Origin of the sequence: Endozoicomonas sp. ALD068 (genome assembly GCF_049310145.1) — a bacterium.
Taxonomy (GTDB): Bacteria; Pseudomonadota; Gammaproteobacteria; order Pseudomonadales; family Endozoicomonadaceae; genus Endozoicomonas_A.
Genome location: NZ_JBLYNU010000004.1, coordinates 2,325,835 through 2,342,842, shown reverse-complemented (window position 1 = coordinate 2,342,842; position 17,008 = coordinate 2,325,835). Strand labels below are relative to the sequence as shown.

The following is a 17,008-nucleotide window of genomic DNA, read 5'->3' as shown; positions in this document are numbered from 1 at the left end:
TAAACTCTGATAAGGTCCCATGGAGCTGAATCTGACAACTCCCGCCCTGTTGTTTCCGGCCATTTCTCTATTGTTCCTTGCCTATACCAACAAGTTTCTGGCGCTGGCTACATTGATCAGAAATCTTCACGGTGAGTTCAAGAAACATCCGGATAACCCTCACATCAAAGGGCAGATGGAAAACCTCAGGCGACGAATGATACTCATCAAACACATGCAGGGGGCTGGAATTGTCAGCTTTATCTGCTGTGTTCTGGTTATGTTTCTTCTTCACCTGGGTCAATATCAGGTGGGTTTTATCATTTTTGGTATAAGCCTGCTGGCTTTATTGATTTCCCTGATCATCTGTCTGGCCGAAATTAAAATTTCGATTGATGCGCTGGAACTTCAGGTAAGTGAGATGGAAGATTGAGCAGTTTATGGCTGCTCTTTCAATAACAGCTGCCCTGTCAATCCTGAAACCAGGCAGTAGGCGACAAAGAGATAGAATCCACAGTGCAGTTCTGCCTGAAAATTCAGCAGAGCGCTTTCCGACGCAGTGGCGTTGGCAGCCAGCATGGCAATGATGATCCCCATTGCGAACACGTCTGCCATAGACCATTTACCGAGCGCAGCGTTGACTTTAAGTGCAACTCTTCGTGATGGCGAGTGACAGGATGCCAGCAAGAGTAAGCTTTTGATAGCAGGTATCAGGACACTGAAGGTAAGAATCAGAATGGCGACAAATTTGTAGCCAAAATTCCAGAGGTCGCTGGCAGTGCCAAGAATGCTTCGGGTCTTGTCATAAACCCGGCTCTGGCCTTCCACCTTCAGATTAGAGAGAAACTGGTTGGCCATAGTCAGCAGTGCCGGGTGAATGGACTGTTGTTCCATAATTTTTTGACCTTCCTTGACCAGGGCCTGTCGGTTCATATCCGCCTGAAGTGTGATCATGGGTTGGGTGATTCCGGGAATCAATAAACCTAGTGAAATGATTAAAACAATCAGGGGGGCAGCAATACTGAAATTTCGGGGCTCAGTCATTTTTCTTGTGTCTTCTGGAAAGAGTTATCTTGTCACTAAAATAGTTGAGAAACCTGCAAAGAACAATGATATGCCAATGAGGGCAGTCCCCCTGCTATCAGGCTGATTCAAGGTGGTCAACAATCAACTGAAGGCTCTGTTGACCCCGAAACTCGTTAATGTCCAGTTTATAAACCGCTTTAACGGTTGTTATGTTCTGGTTTGGCCACTGCCCCGGGTCAATGTTGAAGGCAATGGCATCTACATAATATTCTGACGAAGGCAGCTTGAGCACCATTTTCAGATGTTTCTGGCCTACCAGCCGCTGCTGAATGATCTGAAACCGGCCATCGAATGAAGGTTCCGGGAAATTCTGTCCCCATGGCCCGCTATCGCGTAGCAGTTGAGCCGTACCCATTGTCAGCTCGGAGACACCCAGTTCGCCATCGGTATGGATCTCTGCTTCAAGCTGCTCAGCAGAGAGCTCCTGTTTTACAATCCGGTCAAAAGCAGCCGCGAACGTCTCGAAATCTTTTTTATAAATGCTCAGACCTGCTGCCATGGCATGACCGCCGAATTTGATGATGAGGCCGGGGTTTTCCCGGGCAACACTGTCCAGAGCGTCGCGCATGTGCAAACCTTTTATGGACCTTGCCGAACCTTTGATTTCGTCATTGTCGGCTTCTGCAAAGGCGATCACCGGGCGGTGTAATTTCTCTTTCACCCTTGAGGCCAGAATGCCTACCACACCCTGATGCCAGCCTTCGCGGAAAAGACTGACCCCCCAGGGCAAGTCGGAATGCTGATCCAGTTTCAGGCTGGACAAGTGGCTCATGGCCTCTACTTGCATTCCTGCTTCAATCTCTTTTCTGTCCCGGTTAAGACCGTCCAGCTCAGCAGCCAGTTCCCGTGCTGTCTCGATACGCTCTGTCAGTAATAATTCGATACCGGTGGACATGTCATCCAGGCGTCCCGCTGCATTGAGGCGAGGTCCCAGGGCAAATCCCAGGTCGGAAGAGGTCAGGCGTGACTGTTGTCGGCCTGAGATCTCAATCAGTGCCTGAATCCCCGGACGACAATGGCCAGCACGAATTCTTGCCAGACCCTGATAGGCGAGAATGCGATTGTTGGCGTCCAGACTGACAACGTCAGCAATGGTACCCAAGGCAACGAGATCCAGTAATTGAAAAGGGTTGAACTCGGTTTTTCCTGCAAACCAGCCCCGCCTGCGCAACTCGGTTCTCAGTGCGCACATGACGTAAAAAATAATGCCCACCCCGGCGGTATTTTTACCGATGAAAGGGCAGTCAGGCTGATTGGGGTTGACGATAGCGTCGGCTTGAGGAATCTGTTCGCCGGCCAGATGGTGATCCGTGACGATGACCTTCCAGCCCAGAGATTTTGCAGCTGCTACGCCTTCTATGCTGGAGATGCCATTGTCGACGGTGACCAGAACGTCAGGCTGATATTGTCTGGCGACCTGAACAATCTCCGGTGTCAGACCATAACCATATTCAAATCGGTTAGGCACCAGGTAATCCACTATTGCACCCATTTCTCTCATGGCCAGGACACCCAGCGCACTGCTGGTGGCTCCGTCACAATCAAAGTCTCCGACGATTAAAATACGTTGCTGGCCATAAACAGCGTCAGTCAGAAGACTGGCTGCTTTTTCAATATCCTTGAGACTTTTATAGCTCTGAAGACCCTTTAGCTGACGATTGATTTCCGAAGGGTGGCTGATGCCCCGGGCACTGTATATTCGGGCGAGAAGCGGGTCTATGCCATTAGTTAAAGAGAGAGGGGTGCTGGTGCGTCTAATGATCTGAAGCGGCATGGAAGTTCTGGGCTGTCTGCAGTAAAAAGTATCGGTTTACTCTATCACAGAGAGCGTCAGAGCACAGGAGGGTTATTGGCTAAATGAGAGCAGGCAGCTCAGGATAAGCTGCCTGCGGTAAGCTTTATTGTGCCAGATGATTCTGAATAAAGCTTTTCACAGCGTTCAGGTCGTCAGGCAGAACCTCATAACGCTCTTCACGTTCCAGAAGGTCCTTCAGATGATGTGGCAGCTCCGGGGCGTCCAGTCCGGCTTTTTCAATGGCTTCGGGAAACTTCACGGGGTGAGCGGTTGCCAGAACGACATTGGGAATACGGCTGTCCGTTTCAACTTCTGTCAGTGCTCTGATAGCGGTAATAGTATGAGGGTCGGCCAGGTATTTAGTGCGATCAAACAGGTCTTTGATGGCATTGCAGGTATCCTGGTCGGCACTACGACTGCTGTCGAACAACTCGCGGATTTTCTGCCAGCGCTGTTCTGAAACCGAGAGCTTGCCGGTTTCTTCAAAGGCTGCCATCTGTGCGGCAAGGGCCTGGCCATCACGATCCTGAAGGTCGAACAGCAGGCGCTCAAAGTTGCTTGACACCATAATATCCATACTGGGCGACAGGGTGTGTTCGAGGCCTTGTTTGCTGTAATCGTTGCTCTGGAAAAAGCGGTGCAGAATATCGTTACGGTTAGTTGCAACAATCAGCTTATTGATTGGCAGTCCCATACCCCGGGCGATGTAACCTGCGAAGATGTCACCGAAGTTGCCGGTGGGTACCGAGAAGGAAACCTCTCTGTCCGGGCCACCCAACTCCAATGCTGCATGGAAGTAGTATACGACCTGAGCCATGATGCGGGCCCAGTTGATGGAGTTGACAGCCACCAGGCGGGTCTTTTTTCCTGGCGAGTCTGGCAGGAAGGACTGATCGGCAAAGCACCGTTTGACCATCGCCTGACAGTCATCAAAGTTACCCTGAACAGCGATATTGTTGACGTTGTTGTCCAAAATAGTAGTCATTTGTCGTCTCTGGACTTCAGAGACTCTCTGGTAGGGGTGAAGGATGAAAATATCCAGCGCTTTACTGTGCCGACAGCCTTCGATAGCTGCCGAACCTGTGTCACCGGAGGTGGCACCCAGAACGACAGCACGTTCACCTCTTTCGGTAAGAGTGTAATCCAGTAATCGGCCAAGCAGTTGCAGGGCAAAATCTTTAAAAGCCAGGGTAGGGCCGTGGAACAGCTCCATGACCCACTGGTGACTTTTTAGTTGAGTTAGCGGTGCAACTGCTTCATGAGCAAAGGTTGCGTAGCTGTCATCAATCATTTCCTTCAGTTTGGGGTCAGGAATTTCACCTGCCACAAAAGGTTTAATCACTTCAAAGGCCAGTTCGTTGTAAGGCAGGCCCCTCAGTGAGCGGATTTTATCTTGATCAAACTGGGGCAGTTCGGCAGGGATGTACAAGCCACCGTCTTCGGCCAGACCGGCCAGAAGTACTTCCTTAAAACTCTTTTCTCCACCCTGTCCCCGGGTACTGATGTATTTCACGGTCTATTCCATCTATTGTTTATGAGTTCATGGCTGCTTTCCCATGAAGGGTGAGACTTGAATCTCACTCCTTCCGGGGCTTATGCACTCAGGACTTAATCAGTAGCTGTCTGACAAACGACAGTTTTCAAGCCATGGTCTCAACACGAATGCGTGTGACAGGTGCCTGGATATCGCTCAGGCTTTCAATTTCGGCAATGGCCTTATCCAGCTCCGATTCTTTGATGGTCTGGGTCAGGATAACAATGTCAGCGAAGCCATCGCTTTCACGGATCGCTTTTTGGGTGATGGCATCCATATTGATCCCACGGTCACTGAGAATCCGGGTAATGGCATTCATGACACCAGGGTGATCGTCAGCATGGATGCGCAGATAATTGGGACTCAGTGTTTCACCGATGGCCAGAACTGGAATGCTTTGTAACTGATCTTCGGAGAAACCCAGTGGGTTAGGGGCTGCTTCTGGCGTTGCCAGTGCTCTGGCAATGTCCATAATATCGGCAACAACAGAAGAGGCTGTTGGCTCGGCGCCAGCACCGGGTCCCACCATCATGGTTTCACCGATGGCATCTGCATTGATCACAACAGAGTTCAGAACGCCGTTGATATTGGCCAGTGGTCGGGAAGCCGGAATCAGGGTCGGATGAACTCTGAGTTCAACGCCTTCATCAGTTTGTCGGGCAATGCCCAGATGTTTTATGCGGTAGCCCAGCTCTTGCGCGTATTGAATATCGGCCGGAGTTATACGGCTGATACCTTCTGTATAGGCGCGCTCAAAGTTCAGAGGGATACCAAAGGCAATAGAAGCCATAATGGTCAGTTTGTGGCAGGCATCAATGCCTTCTACATCAAAGGTGGGGTCAGCTTCTGCGTACCCCAGGGCCTGGGCCTCGGCGAGTACTTCTTCAAATGAACGATTTTTGTCGCCCATTTCAGTCAGAATAAAATTACCGGTTCCATTGATGATGCCGGCCAGCCAGTTAACCTGGTTGCCTGCCAGACCCTCTCTCAGGCACTTGATGACAGGGATGCCGCCAGCCACTGCCGCTTCATAGGCAACCACGACATTCTTTTCACGGGCTGCCTGAAAGATCTCATTGCCATGTTCGGCTATCAGCGCTTTGTTGGCCGTAACAACATGTTTGCCGTGTTGGATCGCTGTGAGAATCAACTCCTTGGCAACATCGTATCCGCCAATGGTTTCGACAAGAATATCCACTTCGGGATTACGGGCGACATCAAAGATGTCACGGGTGACTTGGGTGGTCGAGGTATCAGCAGCAGGATTGTCCCGACGGGCACCAATCTGCTCTACAATAATGGGTCTGCCAGTTCGTGCAGCAATGCTACTGGCATTGCGTGTCAGTACATTAAACGTACCGCTGCCTACGGTACCCAGGCCACATATTCCTACTTTGACCGGTTTCAAACTGTTATCCCCCGTGAGCTGATCTCAACTCACTGTCTGTGTCGACGGCTTTCAGAAACAGAAAGCGCTCTGATTTATTATCAATGGATGGGGGATTATAGCCATAAACCGGCCTTAAGAGCGATAGTTTGCCCGAACTGTTTGCAGGTTCTTCGCTGTTCCTGCTGACGATCAGAGGCTATTAATGTATGGCGGTATGACTGATTTGGGAAGCAGGTGCGAAGCAGGTTCGCACCCTGAAGTACTCTATGACTTTGGCGCAGAGTCAGCTTTAGTGTCAGGAGCTGGTTCAGGGGCAGGAGGAGGTGTAATGCCCATAATTTTGGCAAGCTCCACAGCTGGGCGGTAACCGGGTATGGCTTTGCCGCTCTCAAGAAACAGAGCAGGGGTTCCGCTCACACCCAGCTTCAGGCCCTGCTCGAATTGCTCTTCAACGAGAACTTCGCATCGGGTTTGATCTTTGTCTTCTTTGGAAGCTTGATGAGTGATCTCTTTGCCGTTTTTCAGCTCTGAAAGGGCTTGCGTTCTCTCAGGTGAACACCAGGCATTAACCATTTTGGCGTAGGCGGGGGATTGTTTTCCGCCTCTGGGGAAAGCCAGATAACGTACTTCTATCCCCATATTATTGAGTTCAGGCACTTCCTGGTGGAGCTTTCGGCAGTAACCACAGTCGGTATCTGTAAAGATATAAACAACGCCTTTGACCTCTTCGGGTGAAAAGACAATCTGATCTTCTTTTTTCAGAGACTTCAGTTGGTCTGCCACGGCTTTATTACGGAGTTCTTCTGTCAGGTTAACGATCTGGCCATTGTTAATTTCCAGCATGTCACCACGCAGCAGGAGTTTGCCGGTTTCATTGGAATGGATCACGCTGCCGCCTTCCAGCGTTATTCTGAACACGCCTTCCCAGCCAGTCTTTTCAATCTTTTTAATGGGAATGTTGGAATCCAGACCTTTCAGTTCACTGGTAATGGCATTTTGTACTTCTTGAGTGACCTGTTCTGCTAATGGCGCAGCCCGCAAAAAGGGGGCAGTCGCCAGAGTGGCAGATAAGATCAGGGTGCTTAGGCGCATGAGTCATCCTCCTGGGTATTGTTTTTTTCTCGACCGACAGTGTGAAGCAAGCCAGGTAGCTACTGCCAATATGATCGTAGGTTCTGGGGCAGAAGTTTAGACACTTTATTGGAATTGTCAGTTTTAGCTGTCATGAATCAGAAAATTGACTACTGGTTGGTTGTGATATCTCCTTTTGTGTTCCGTCAGGTCTCTTGAACTTCTGCAGAGCGTCCAACATAGCCTCTGTTGGCCATCCGTATCTGTTACGGTTATGTCGCACCTTCTTCGCCCGCTGTGTTCTGCGTTTTCGTGAGCCGACAAACTACTGGCATTCGGGAAGATCTCCCCGCATCGCCATATTTGGCCATCCTCGCCGATTATGAAGGTGTCACAGACCAGCCCGACTACGACAGCCTCCTTCGCGGGAATGACGGGAGTGAAGACAACTCGTTCCCACGCTGGGACCCACAGGGCCTGAAAGTGTGGGAATCAGTGTTTTGCGACACCCTCAGAGCGTGGGAACGAGTGGTGAGTGCTCTAACAGGCGGCGACATAAACCATGACCCGTTCGGAGTTGGGTCTTTACTTTCTGGGTGGAGGCATTAATGCCGCGTCCAGGGGGAGCCTTCGAAAAGTCTCCCTATCAATATCTGCAACACCATAGTTGGTGCTGAGATAGTCCAGGATCGGTTCCCAGGTTTCAGAAAGATCCCAGAGTCCCTGGGTATCTATCATCCACTGCAGGGTCTCACGCCAGGCTTTTTTGTCACCACTGTTCTGGCTGATAATAAGACTGCTATGGCAGACGTTACACTGAGCGTTAACCATCTCCCAGCCCGGAGCCATTATCAGTCCGGACCCGGGATCAACCGGGTACTCTTTTTTTGGCACTTCATCGGGTGCGGCCAGGCTTGCTCCACAAAGTAACGCCGAGACTATCAATATTTTGAGCTTTTTTAAGTCCGGCATCAGGCAACCCTCACAGCAATTCGGTGACAGCCATTGAAGAGGTAGCCTTTCGGATTCCACTGGGGTTGTACCACAGGCTGGGAATCTCCTTCACTGTCCGTGGCTTTGGCCCAGATTTCGTAGTAACCCTGCTCTGGCAGCTTCAGATTTATGCGCCACTGTTGCCAGGCACCCTTGTTGACCGGTTGACTCAATTCGGCCTGATGCCAGCGAGTACCATAGTCATAACTGACTTCAACCTTGACGACTTTTCGCAAACCGGCCCAGGCGTGCCCCCTCACTTCCTGGGTTTTACCCAGTGACAGTTCAATCCCGCTCTGCGGGAAAGTGATCAGAGATTTGACGATCATCTCTTCGATAATTTCATAATCTTCATTGGGCACTTTCTCTCCGGGTGCTATAGGGTATCTGGGAACCTGATAGGCCGGTGCTGCCATCTTGGCGCCATCATGCACCTTGTTACGAACACTGATACCTGTGGCTGCCTTCTGGGAGACAGAAGCCGGGCGGCCAGCAAAGACAATGCGCAGGGGGAAACCGTGGCGAAATGGAATATCTTCGCCATTCATAGCCCAGGCGATCAGGGCGTTATCATTCATGGCTGCGGCAATGGGTACACCCCGCGAAATCGCAGGTCCTGTGCCGCTCAGTTGTTTATCAATCCCATGGTTACCGGTGTAAACTGCGTCGTCTTTCACGCCACAGTCTTTCAGTACATCGCTGAGCAGGACGCCGGTCCATTGTGAGCAAAAAACGGCAGCGTTATTCCATTGGTTGCCTTTGGTGTTGGGAAAAAAATTTTTACGGCTATTGCCGCCACATTCCAGAACCAGGTTCTGTTTGTGGTGTTTGAACCTGCTTTTGAGTTCATCAATGGTATAAGTCCTGGATTTGACGACGGATTCACCGTCGACAGTAAAGGTCCAGGTCTTCGGGTCTATCTTGTCGAAATCCGGCATCAGACCATTCCAGCGTGTAAAGGCTATGTTTGCCGGTGTGACTGCCGGGTCCAGCATATGCTCAGCAGGATGGGCATTTAACGGCTTGGTATTCAATACCGTGTAATAATCTGGCAGATCTTCCGCCCTGACCCATTTCATTGTGGAGATGTCAACAGGCTCCAGACCCGGGGGACGGTTTTGAGCAAAAACCCACCTCACAGACAGAATGGAAGCAGCGGATGCGTTCAGTGCCTGCTGTAGAAACTTTCTTCTGTTCATTGTCTGGTATCCGGTTAACCTTTTGGCATCTGGTTTGTTCAGGTTACAGAGGCTTTGGGTATGCTCAAGGCTTTTTGCCTTCGAAGAAAAAGTCAGCCAGACGCAGCATATCTTCTTCACTTAACAGTTGAGCGACTTTAGTCATGGTGATGTCCTGTCGTTTCCCGCTTTTGAAAGCCTGTAATTGAGCGAAAAGGTACTGGCGATTCTGCCACTTGAGATTCGGGATGGTATTGAACTTATTACTACCATCCTGACCATGGCAGGCACGACACATGTTAGCTAACTTTTCATATCTGTCAGCTGCCTGGGCTGTTGACAGGATGGCAGAAGGCAAAAGCAGCAGTGCTGTAACTGCCCAGGGTCTCAGGTAGAGCCTGATGGTATCCGGTAAGTTCAAAGCGCAAGCCTACACAATGTTTTCTGATTTTAATCCGAATGGCTAAATTAAAAGGCGTAGGTCTTATAATTGCTAAATAGTGATGCTTATAAATACTTAATATCTGTTTTTTTTGGGTCTGATGAAGCCGGATTCGGATGTTCAATGGGTGTCTGTCAAATGAAGCTTAGTCTTGTATTTTACTGTTTAAAAAGGCTGAACCTGCATTCAGCCTCTGGGATGGTGAGATTCATGCAGTTCGCTCAACCGCTGCCGGGCAATATGGGTATATATCTGGGTCGTTGAAAGGTCGCTGTGTCCCAGTAGCAGTTGGACCACCCGGAGGTCGGCTCCATGGTTCAACAGGTGGGTAGCAAAGGCGTGTCGAAGAACGTGGGGGGAAACCGTGCTTTGAATGTTAGCTGTTATGGCATGTTGTTTGATCCGGTGCCAAAAGGTCTGACGTGTCATCGGGCTGCCGTTTCGGCCGGGAAACAGTACCCGATTCTCCGGGTCACTGATCAGAAAGGGTCTGCTGTCTTTCAGGTAGAGGTGAAGCCAGTTCAGGGCCTCTTCACCCATAGGCACCAGCCTCTCTTTATTACCCTTGCCCTGAATACGAACGATGCCCTGCCTTTGGTTGATTTGATTCAGGTTGAGGTTGACCAGCTCCGATACTCTGAGTCCGCAGGCGTAAAGTAGCTCCAGCATACATCGATCTCTAACTCCTAAATCGGTATCAAGATCAGGGGCTGCAAGCAGGTTTTCAACGTCAGTCTCCGTCAGGGATTTGGGCAGAGGCCGTCCCTGTTTGGGCATCTCAATATTTTGAGTAATGTCCTGATTGACCATGTTTTCTCTTAAAAGGTAACGGTAATAGCCGCGCAGGCTGGATAGTGCTCTGGCTGTTGAGCTGGGTTGAAACTTTTGCTGGTGTCGCCAGGCCAGATAGTTTCTCAGGTCCGAAGTAGATGATTTCTCAAGTGTGAGTCTGTTCTGAGAAAGCCAGGAAGCGAATTGTTCTATATCGCTTTTATAGGCCGTGCGGGTGTTTTCGCTAAGGCCTTTCTCAAGCCAGAGGTGGTTGAGAAACAGTTCGATGGAGGTATTGGCCATTATTATCTGTATATCAGGTTCAGGTCTCCATTATTGCGGCATATGGAAGGATCGTAAAGAAAACAGTACAAGCCTGAAAATGAAAAGCTGTTTTCTGTTTTGAAGCCATAAAAAAAGCGACTTTCGTCGCTTTTTTTATGGACTGACAAGGTTGCCGGATTGTCAGAACTTTTATGACCCTGGGCGTCATGCTCAGGGTTTTGGAGAACCCTAAAGAGTTTTTCCGCGCGAGGCGAAAAGCGTCCCTTAGTTGAGCTTTTCCTTGATACGAGCCGCTTTACCGCTCAGAGCGCGCAGGTAATACAGCTTGGCTTGACGTACGTCACCGCGACGCTTCACATTGATAGAAGCGACCAGAGGGCTGTATGTCTGGAAAACACGCTCAACGCCAACACCGCTGGAAATCTTGCGAACGGTGAAAGCGGAGTTCAGGCCACGATTACGCTTGGCAATGCAGACACCTTCGAACGCCTGCAGACGCTCACGGTTACCTTCTTTAACCTTAACTTGTACGACCAGGGTATCACCAGGGCCGAAGCTCGGGATTTCCTTGGTCATCTGCTCTTGTTCGAGCGCTTCAATGATTCTGTTCTTGCTCATTTTAAATCTTGCTCCCGTTAGTCAAGTGTTCCGCTCGTCGAGTCTGCCTTGCTGTGGCTATCCGAAGAATGATGCTCCTGAATGAATTCAGACAACAGTTTTTCCTCTTCACGGGTCAGTTTTCTGTCTTGCAACAGGTCCGGTCTTCTCAACCAGGTTCTGCCCAGTGCCTGTTTGAGGCGCCATGCACGAATTTTTGCATGATCCCCAGACAACAGGACTTCCGGCACTCTCTGCCCCTTGAAAACCTCAGGGCGGGTGTAGTGCGGACAATCCAGCAGGCCATCAGCAAAGGAATCCTCTAATGCGGAATCCTTGTGACCCAGGGTGCCCGGTACAAAGCGTGAAACTGCATCAATCAGAGTCATGGAGGCGAGTTCGCCACCACTTAACACGTAATCACCGATCGACCATTCCTCGTCGACTTCTTCGTTGATTACACGCTCATCAATACCTTCATACCGCCCCGATACCAGAATAAGCCGCTTTCTGGCGGCCAGCTCCTGAACCCCGGCCTGGTCAAGCAGGCGTCCCTGGGGAGACAGGTATACTACCGTGGCATCGGCTCCTGCAGCCTTCTTGGCTGCATGGATGGCGTCACGCAGAGGTTGAATTTTCATCAACATGCCGGGACCACCGCCGTAAGGTCGGTCATCCACAGTCCGGTGTCTGTCGTGGGTGAAGTCCCTGGGATTCCAGGTTTCTACCGAGACAATTCCCTCCTTTACAGCACGGCCGGATATGCCGTGATCGGTAATGGCCCGAAACATTTCCGGGAAGAGGGTGACTACACCGAACCACATATCTGCTGTTACGGGTGATTGTTCATGGCTGTTCTGCGGCTCAGGGCTGTCTAACGGCTCAGGGCTGTTTAATGGCTCAAGGCTGTCCGCAGGCTCTGGGCTTTTAATCAGACCAGGGCTGTCCATGTCAGTTTCACTCATAACGGTTAAAATTCCGGATCCCAGTCAATCCGAATGAATCCTGCTTCCGGATTCACTTCCATAATCACCTGATCCAGTAACCAGGGGACCAGTCGTTCGCGTCGGTCGATGCTGCCCTTGCAGGCTTTGATGACCAATACGTCGTTGGCTCCTGTCTCCATCAGGTGGCTGGCTTTGCCCAGCAGAAGCTCCTTGCCCGCCTCGTCAGCGGTTTTCACTTCCAGACCTTCAAGCTGATGCCAGTATATCTCGTCATCAGCCAGTGGGGGCAGTTCGCTCTCAGCGATGAGGATTTCTGAGCCAGTGAACTGGCGGGCGATATCCCGGTCATCGCATCCGGCGATGTGTGCGACCAGTCCCTTGCCCTGACGGCGGCCCTGATCGACTTCAATGGTCTGCTGGCGACCATCCTGGCGCAAAATCCAGTGTTTGTAGTTCAGAATATTGGTCATGGGATTGGTGTGTGAATACACTTTCACCCAGCCTTTTACTCCGTACACACCAGTAATACTTCCGAGGACAACCTGTTTGGGTTGAGCGGTTGCTGATGCTTTTTTCACTGGTTCTGTTCCTTTTTGAGGTGGTTGTTTAAACGGCCCGGGGCTGTTCTAAACGGCTCAGGGTTGTTCAAATCTGACCTCAGGCTGCTTTGGCGTCTTTCAGCAGCTTGCTAACGCGGTCGGATACGGTAGCGCCCTGGCTCAGCCAGAACTCAACACGCTCCTGATCCACACGCAGACGCTCTTCCTGACCACGGGCAGTAGGGTTGAAGAAACCTACACGCTCGATGAAACGGCCACCTTGAGCCTTACGGCTGTCAGCAACAGTCAGGTGGTAGAACGGACGCTTTTTGGAACCGCCGCGAGCTAAACGAATTGTTACCATGGAATAATTTCCTGTAATCGTGATGTCCGGCAACGCTTATCTCTGAGGGCTCCGGGAGCCTTCAGATTCATGGAACACTGACAGTGGGCCATGAAGGGCGCATATTCTAAGGAATAACCGTCCTGCTGACAATATGCTTGACACTTATCTTGCTGCGGAAAGTCTCATGGAATGAGAGGAGGGCAGGCATTGTGAGCTACAACGACGAGCTTGTTATGACTTTTATATTGCACGTAAGTTTTAAAAAAGTCTTTTCAGATTGCCCATTCTTAATGTTATTGAAACTGTCCGGGTTGACTGAAAAGCCTGAATACCTGGTATAGGTGATGTTTGTCGTATATAAAATCGACCGTTTCCTGATCCATGAATGAGAAAGGAAAAGTCATGTTTTTTATTACGGTCGATGAAGAAATACGATTACAGCTGGTCAGTGAGGCGTTGGCACCAGGACAATTCTGGGTTCCATGCTTTCAGGCCCTGTGGGTCCCAGCGTGGGAACCCATACCTATCTCGCGTTGTAGAGTCAGCTTTTTAGGGTAGGTATGCATTCCCACGCAGAGCGAGGGTGTCGCAAAACTCTCTCCGGCGTGGGAACGCGCTGACTCCCGTCATTGCCGGCTTCATTCTCGTCATTCCCGGCTTCATTCTCGTCATTGTCGGCTTCATTCTCGTCATTCCCGGCTTCATTCTCGTCATTACCGGCTTCATTCTCGCCATTCCCGGCTTCATTCTCGCCATTCCCGGCTTCATTCTCGTCATTCCCGGCTTCATTCTCGTCATTCCCGCGAAGGCGGGAATCCACAGTGACTCTCCATCAGAACAATATGCCCGGTGTCCCCCTGGCCTTGTCATCCCCGAGAAGGCAGAGATCCACCGTTGGCGCTGGATTCCCGCCTTCGCGGGAATGACGACTTCAGAGCGTGAGAACGAGCTGTTGAAGTTTTGCGACACCCTCAGAGCGTGGGAACGAGTGGTACCACTCTTCAAAAGAGCTTAGAAAGGAAACTTCTTGCCGCCGCCTGGAGTCATCATACCGCCCATGCCGCCGGGCATCTGACCTTTCATGCCACCCAGACCGCGCATCAGCTTGCTCATGCCGCCTTTCTTGGTGACTTTCTTCATCATCTTGCTCATCTGCTTGTGCTGCTTGATCAGACGGTTGATGTCCTGGATCTGGGTGCCGGAACCTGAGGCAATGCGCTTCTTGCGAGAGCCGTTCATAATATCCGGATTTGCACGTTCAGCCGGGGTCATGGAGTTGATGATTGCTTCCATCTGGACAAAAATCCTGTTGTCCATCTGGCCGGGCATGTTGGCTGGCATACCCGGCATGCCGGGGAGTTTGTCCATAACGCCTGCAAGGCCGCCCATTTTCTTCATCTGCTGAAGCTGGTCACGGAAGTCTTCCAGGTCAAAGCCTTTACCCTTTTTCAGTTTGCTGGCCAGTTTGTCGGCTTTCTTTTTGTCGAGCTTCTGTTCAGCTTCTTCAATCAGGGAGAGAACGTCACCCATGCCCAGGATTCGGGAAGCGATACGGTCAGGGTGGAAGGGGTCCAGAGCGTCTGTCTTTTCACCGACACCCATGAACTTGATTGGCTTGCCGGTAATATGGCGAACTGACAGGGCGGCACCTCCGCGTGCGTCACCATCTGCCTTGGTCAGAATGACACCGGTCAGGGGCAGCGCATCACCAAAGGCTTTGGCGGTATTGGCGGCATCCTGGCCGGTCATGGCGTCAACCACAAACAGGGTTTCGACAGGATTAATGGCACCGTGCAATGCCTGGATTTCAGCCATCATATCGCTGTCGATGTGCAGACGACCGGCGGTATCGACAATGACCACGTCAATATGCTTCAGGCGAGCTTCCTGAATGGCTGCTGTGGCAATATCAACGGGTTTTTGTTCGCTGCTGGATGGGAAGAAATCGACGCCGACTTCACCCGCCAGCGTTTCCAGTTGCTTGATCGCTGCCGGACGGTAAATGTCGGCACTGACGACCATCACAGATTTTTTGTGGCGTTCCTTGAGGAACTTGCCCAGTTTCGCCACAGAGGTGGTTTTACCGGCACCCTGAAGACCGGCCATCAGCAGGACCGCAGGTGGCTGGGTCGACAGGTTCAGCTGGTCATTGGCTTCGCCCATGACCGAAATCAGTTCTGCCTGAACAATCTTGACGAAGGCCTGGCCGGGGCTCAGGCTGGCCTGTACCTCCTGACCAATCGCCCGCTCTCTGATCCGGTTGATGAACTCTTTGACCACCGGCAGCGCAACGTCAGCCTCCAACAGAGCCTTGCGAACCTCGCGCAGGGTATCTTTAATATTGTCTTCAGACAGTTTCGCCTTGCCGGTGACGTTACGAAGCGTCTGCGACAGGCGTTCGGTTAAATTCTCGAACATCCAGTTACCTTGGAAATACCTTGAAGTAAGGTGCAAGTATGTAATTGGCAGTCATTATATCCAATCCAGCGCAAAAGGGGCAGTATCGGGTCCCGGCAGAGACAGTATTTCCACTTGATGGATGAAAACAAAGTGGTTCTTGTGTAGATTTGGACATGGCAAGCTCTGGTTTGCATCTTCCTAAGTGGCTTTGTGACGGTTTCGCCATCAGGAAAATTTCAGATGGAGGTTATAAAAGAATCAATGAATTTCATGCTCGTCAGCATCGGTGCCATCATTTTTTATGCGGTGGGAATGGTCTGCCAATGGGGAAGAATTACTGGTCGCGGTGGCGCTCGAAAGGTGGTGTTGCTGGCAACCACAGTTGGAGCTGCTTTACATGCTTTTTCGCTCTATTTTTCTATTCACACCGATAAAGGGACCAACCTTGGTATTCTCACGATCGGTTCTTTGACGACACTGATAGTCACACTGGTAGTACTGCTCAGCAGTTTGCGAAAGCCTTCTGAAAGTCTGCTGGTTACGATTCTGCCTTTTACCATCATCTCGGTTCTGGCGGACTGGCTGGCTCCGTTGGAACACATTTTTCATTCACCCACCCTGATGGTGGTGCATGTTCTGCTGTCGGTATTGGCCTATGGTTTGTTGATGGTGGCCGTGTGTCAGTCACTGCTACTGGCCTATCAGGAGAAGCAGCTGAGGAGTCACAATCAAAAGCGTCTGCTAAAAGCCCTGCCGCCACTGCAGACTATGGAAAAATTGCTGTTCGAGTTTCTATCTGTAGGAGTGATCCTGCTGACCCTCTCGCTGATTTCAGGCTTCCTGTATATCGATAATATGTTTGCCAGTGATATGTTCCACAAAACAGTGCTTTCTCTGGTGGCCTGGGTGCTGTTTACGACACTGCTGATTGGGCGCTGGGTCAATGGCTGGCGAGGACAAAAGGCCATGCGTTGGACGGTTGCCGGTTTTGTCCTGTTGTTGGTGGCTTACTTTGGCTGGCGGACGGTTGTTGACTTTATCCTGGTTAGATGAGCCTTTTCGGAGCAGACTCTGTTTCCTGCTCCTCTTAATCTCTCTTGGTACTTCTTTTTTTTTCCGGCAGCTTGAGATGTCTGTAAGTCGGTCTATTGTTTATGGCTATGAAAATGATAATAGCCACCAAGCTCAGTAAAATTTTCTTGACGGCGGGTGTTGCTCTATTTAGTACGTTGGTTGTGTTTAATAATCTGATGGACTATCAGAGCAATTACCTTTATGTCCAGCATGTGATGAGTATGGATACAACCGGGAACCATGCTCAGGCAGAATGGCGAGCAATTCATGATCCCATGGTCTGGAAAATTGCTTACAGCCTGATTATTGCTGTTGAAGCCATTATAACCCTTTTATGTTGGACGGGTGTCGCTTGTATGTTCTTCAATCTGCACGGTGAGAATTTCCATGAAAGCAAGTGTCTGGCTCTGCTGGGTTTGACTCTGGGCATCATGCTCTGGTTTCTGGCCTTTATGGGAATTTCGGGAGAGTGGTTTCTGGCCTGGCAGTCCCGCAGCTGGAGTGGTATTCAGCCAGGCTTCAGGGTGGCCACATTGTTTTTTTTGACCTTGCTCTATTTGAGTCAGGAAGAGCGATAAAAG

The 17,008-nt window shown here is 50.6% G+C and carries 18 protein-coding genes; 4 read left to right on the top strand and 14 right to left on the bottom strand.

The genetic code is table 11. The features are described 5' to 3' along the window. Positions 1-19 precede the first annotated feature (19 nt). Positions 20-412 (top strand): DUF2721 domain-containing protein, encoded by a 393-nt coding sequence (locus ACO6V5_RS08400; protein ID WP_317141854.1) that lies wholly within the window; start codon positions 20-22, stop codon positions 410-412. A 5-nt stretch (positions 413-417) separates the two neighbouring features. Here the strand turns inward: ACO6V5_RS08400 and ACO6V5_RS08395 are convergent, their stop codons facing one another. The 13 genes from ACO6V5_RS08395 to rpsP all read right to left on the bottom strand — a co-directional run bounded on the left by ACO6V5_RS08395 (position 418) and on the right by rpsP (position 12,971). Next, positions 418-1,023 (bottom strand): paraquat-inducible protein A, encoded by a 606-nt coding sequence (locus ACO6V5_RS08395; protein ID WP_422133481.1) that lies wholly within the window; start codon positions 1,021-1,023, stop codon positions 418-420. Between the two features lie 97 nt (positions 1,024-1,120). Beyond that, on the bottom strand, positions 1,121-2,839 hold the full coding sequence (gene recJ, locus ACO6V5_RS08390) for a single-stranded-DNA-specific exonuclease RecJ (RefSeq protein WP_422410373.1): 1,719 nt from the start codon (positions 2,837-2,839) through the stop codon (positions 1,121-1,123). Between the two features lie 124 nt (positions 2,840-2,963). After that, complete coding sequence (thrC, locus tag ACO6V5_RS08385) at positions 2,964-4,373, bottom strand: threonine synthase (protein ID WP_422410371.1); 1,410 nt, start codon at positions 4,371-4,373, stop codon at positions 2,964-2,966. Positions 4,374-4,500: 127 nt separating this feature from the next. Then, complete coding sequence (locus ACO6V5_RS08380) at positions 4,501-5,802, bottom strand: homoserine dehydrogenase (protein WP_422133484.1); 1,302 nt, start codon at positions 5,800-5,802, stop codon at positions 4,501-4,503. 246 nt (positions 5,803-6,048) lie between these two features. Further along, on the bottom strand, positions 6,049-6,876 hold the full coding sequence (locus ACO6V5_RS08375; RefSeq protein ID WP_422410368.1) for a DsbC family protein: 828 nt from the start codon (positions 6,874-6,876) through the stop codon (positions 6,049-6,051). Between the two features lie 564 nt (positions 6,877-7,440). Beyond that, a complete protein-coding gene (locus ACO6V5_RS08370; protein ID WP_422133486.1) occupies positions 7,441-7,827 on the bottom strand; it encodes a hypothetical protein in 387 nt (128 codons plus the stop codon). Further along, complete coding sequence (locus ACO6V5_RS08365) at positions 7,827-9,047, bottom strand: sulfite oxidase (protein ID WP_422410366.1); 1,221 nt, start codon at positions 9,045-9,047, stop codon at positions 7,827-7,829. Before ACO6V5_RS08365 ends, ACO6V5_RS08370 begins: the two co-directional genes overlap by 1 nt. A gap of 64 nt (positions 9,048-9,111) precedes the next feature. Continuing rightward, positions 9,112-9,447, bottom strand: coding sequence for a c-type cytochrome (locus tag ACO6V5_RS08360; protein WP_422133488.1), 336 nt, complete (start codon positions 9,445-9,447; stop codon positions 9,112-9,114). A gap of 207 nt (positions 9,448-9,654) precedes the next feature. Continuing rightward, the gene (xerD, locus tag ACO6V5_RS08355; RefSeq protein WP_422410364.1) at positions 9,655-10,542 is read right to left on the bottom strand and encodes a site-specific tyrosine recombinase XerD; all 888 of its coding nucleotides are present in this window, start codon (positions 10,540-10,542) and stop codon (positions 9,655-9,657) included. 246 nt (positions 10,543-10,788) lie between these two features. Further along, positions 10,789-11,142, bottom strand: coding sequence for a 50S ribosomal protein L19 (rplS, locus tag ACO6V5_RS08350; RefSeq protein WP_252180499.1), 354 nt, complete (start codon positions 11,140-11,142; stop codon positions 10,789-10,791). A gap of 17 nt (positions 11,143-11,159) precedes the next feature. After that, positions 11,160-11,945: a tRNA (guanosine(37)-N1)-methyltransferase TrmD gene (trmD, locus tag ACO6V5_RS08345; protein ID WP_422137100.1), complete on the bottom strand. Its 786-nt coding sequence runs from the start codon at positions 11,943-11,945 to the stop codon at positions 11,160-11,162. 146 nt (positions 11,946-12,091) lie between these two features. Continuing rightward, a complete protein-coding gene (rimM, locus tag ACO6V5_RS08340) occupies positions 12,092-12,646 on the bottom strand; it encodes a ribosome maturation factor RimM (protein ID WP_422133490.1) in 555 nt (184 codons plus the stop codon). A gap of 79 nt (positions 12,647-12,725) precedes the next feature. Then, complete coding sequence (gene rpsP, locus ACO6V5_RS08335) at positions 12,726-12,971, bottom strand: 30S ribosomal protein S16 (RefSeq protein WP_317141840.1); 246 nt, start codon at positions 12,969-12,971, stop codon at positions 12,726-12,728. Positions 12,972-13,536: 565 nt separating this feature from the next. On the opposite strand from rpsP, the gene ACO6V5_RS08330 reads away from it, so the two are divergent. Next, positions 13,537-13,968: a hypothetical protein gene (locus ACO6V5_RS08330; RefSeq protein WP_422441779.1), complete on the top strand. Its 432-nt coding sequence runs from the start codon at positions 13,537-13,539 to the stop codon at positions 13,966-13,968. Here the strand turns inward: ACO6V5_RS08330 and ffh are convergent. After that, entirely contained in the window at positions 13,965-15,371 is a 1,407-nt protein-coding gene (gene ffh / locus ACO6V5_RS08325; protein WP_422133492.1) for a signal recognition particle protein, read from the bottom strand. The two genes, ACO6V5_RS08330 and ffh, sit on opposite strands and share 4 nt — an antisense overlap. A gap of 222 nt (positions 15,372-15,593) precedes the next feature. Here ffh and ACO6V5_RS08320 point away from each other — a divergent pair, with 222 nt between their 5' ends. Together ACO6V5_RS08320 and ACO6V5_RS08315 are read left to right on the top strand one after the other, a co-directional pair. Next, entirely contained in the window at positions 15,594-16,406 is an 813-nt protein-coding gene (locus ACO6V5_RS08320) for a cytochrome C assembly family protein (RefSeq protein WP_422133493.1), read from the top strand. Positions 16,407-16,507: 101 nt separating this feature from the next. Continuing rightward, a complete protein-coding gene (locus ACO6V5_RS08315) occupies positions 16,508-17,005 on the top strand; it encodes a DUF2165 family protein (protein WP_422137818.1) in 498 nt (165 codons plus the stop codon). Positions 17,006-17,008: the final 3 nt, after the last annotated feature.

Coding starts and splice junctions, on each gene's coding strand:
- rplS (WP_252180499.1), bottom strand. CDS start 11,142: ATGAGCAAGAACAGAATCATTGAAGCGCTCGAACAAGAGCAGATGACC.
- recJ (WP_422410373.1), bottom strand. CDS start 2,839: ATGCCGCTTCAGATCATTAGACGCACCAGCACCCCTCTCTCTTTAACT.
- xerD (WP_422410364.1), bottom strand. CDS start 10,542: ATGGCCAATACCTCCATCGAACTGTTTCTCAACCACCTCTGGCTTGAG.
- ACO6V5_RS08320 (WP_422133493.1), top strand. CDS start 15,594: ATGGAGGTTATAAAAGAATCAATGAATTTCATGCTCGTCAGCATCGGT.
- ACO6V5_RS08400 (WP_317141854.1), top strand. CDS start 20: ATGGAGCTGAATCTGACAACTCCCGCCCTGTTGTTTCCGGCCATTTCT.
- trmD (WP_422137100.1), bottom strand. CDS start 11,945: ATGTGGTTCGGTGTAGTCACCCTCTTCCCGGAAATGTTTCGGGCCATT.
- ACO6V5_RS08395 (WP_422133481.1), bottom strand. CDS start 1,023: ATGACTGAGCCCCGAAATTTCAGTATTGCTGCCCCCCTGATTGTTTTA.
- ACO6V5_RS08375 (WP_422410368.1), bottom strand. CDS start 6,876: ATGCGCCTAAGCACCCTGATCTTATCTGCCACTCTGGCGACTGCCCCC.
- ACO6V5_RS08315 (WP_422137818.1), top strand. CDS start 16,508: ATGGCTATGAAAATGATAATAGCCACCAAGCTCAGTAAAATTTTCTTG.
- ACO6V5_RS08365 (WP_422410366.1), bottom strand. CDS start 9,047: ATGAACAGAAGAAAGTTTCTACAGCAGGCACTGAACGCATCCGCTGCT.
- rpsP (WP_317141840.1), bottom strand. CDS start 12,971: ATGGTAACAATTCGTTTAGCTCGCGGCGGTTCCAAAAAGCGTCCGTTC.
- ffh (WP_422133492.1), bottom strand. CDS start 15,371: ATGTTCGAGAATTTAACCGAACGCCTGTCGCAGACGCTTCGTAACGTC.
- ACO6V5_RS08370 (WP_422133486.1), bottom strand. CDS start 7,827: ATGCCGGACTTAAAAAAGCTCAAAATATTGATAGTCTCGGCGTTACTT.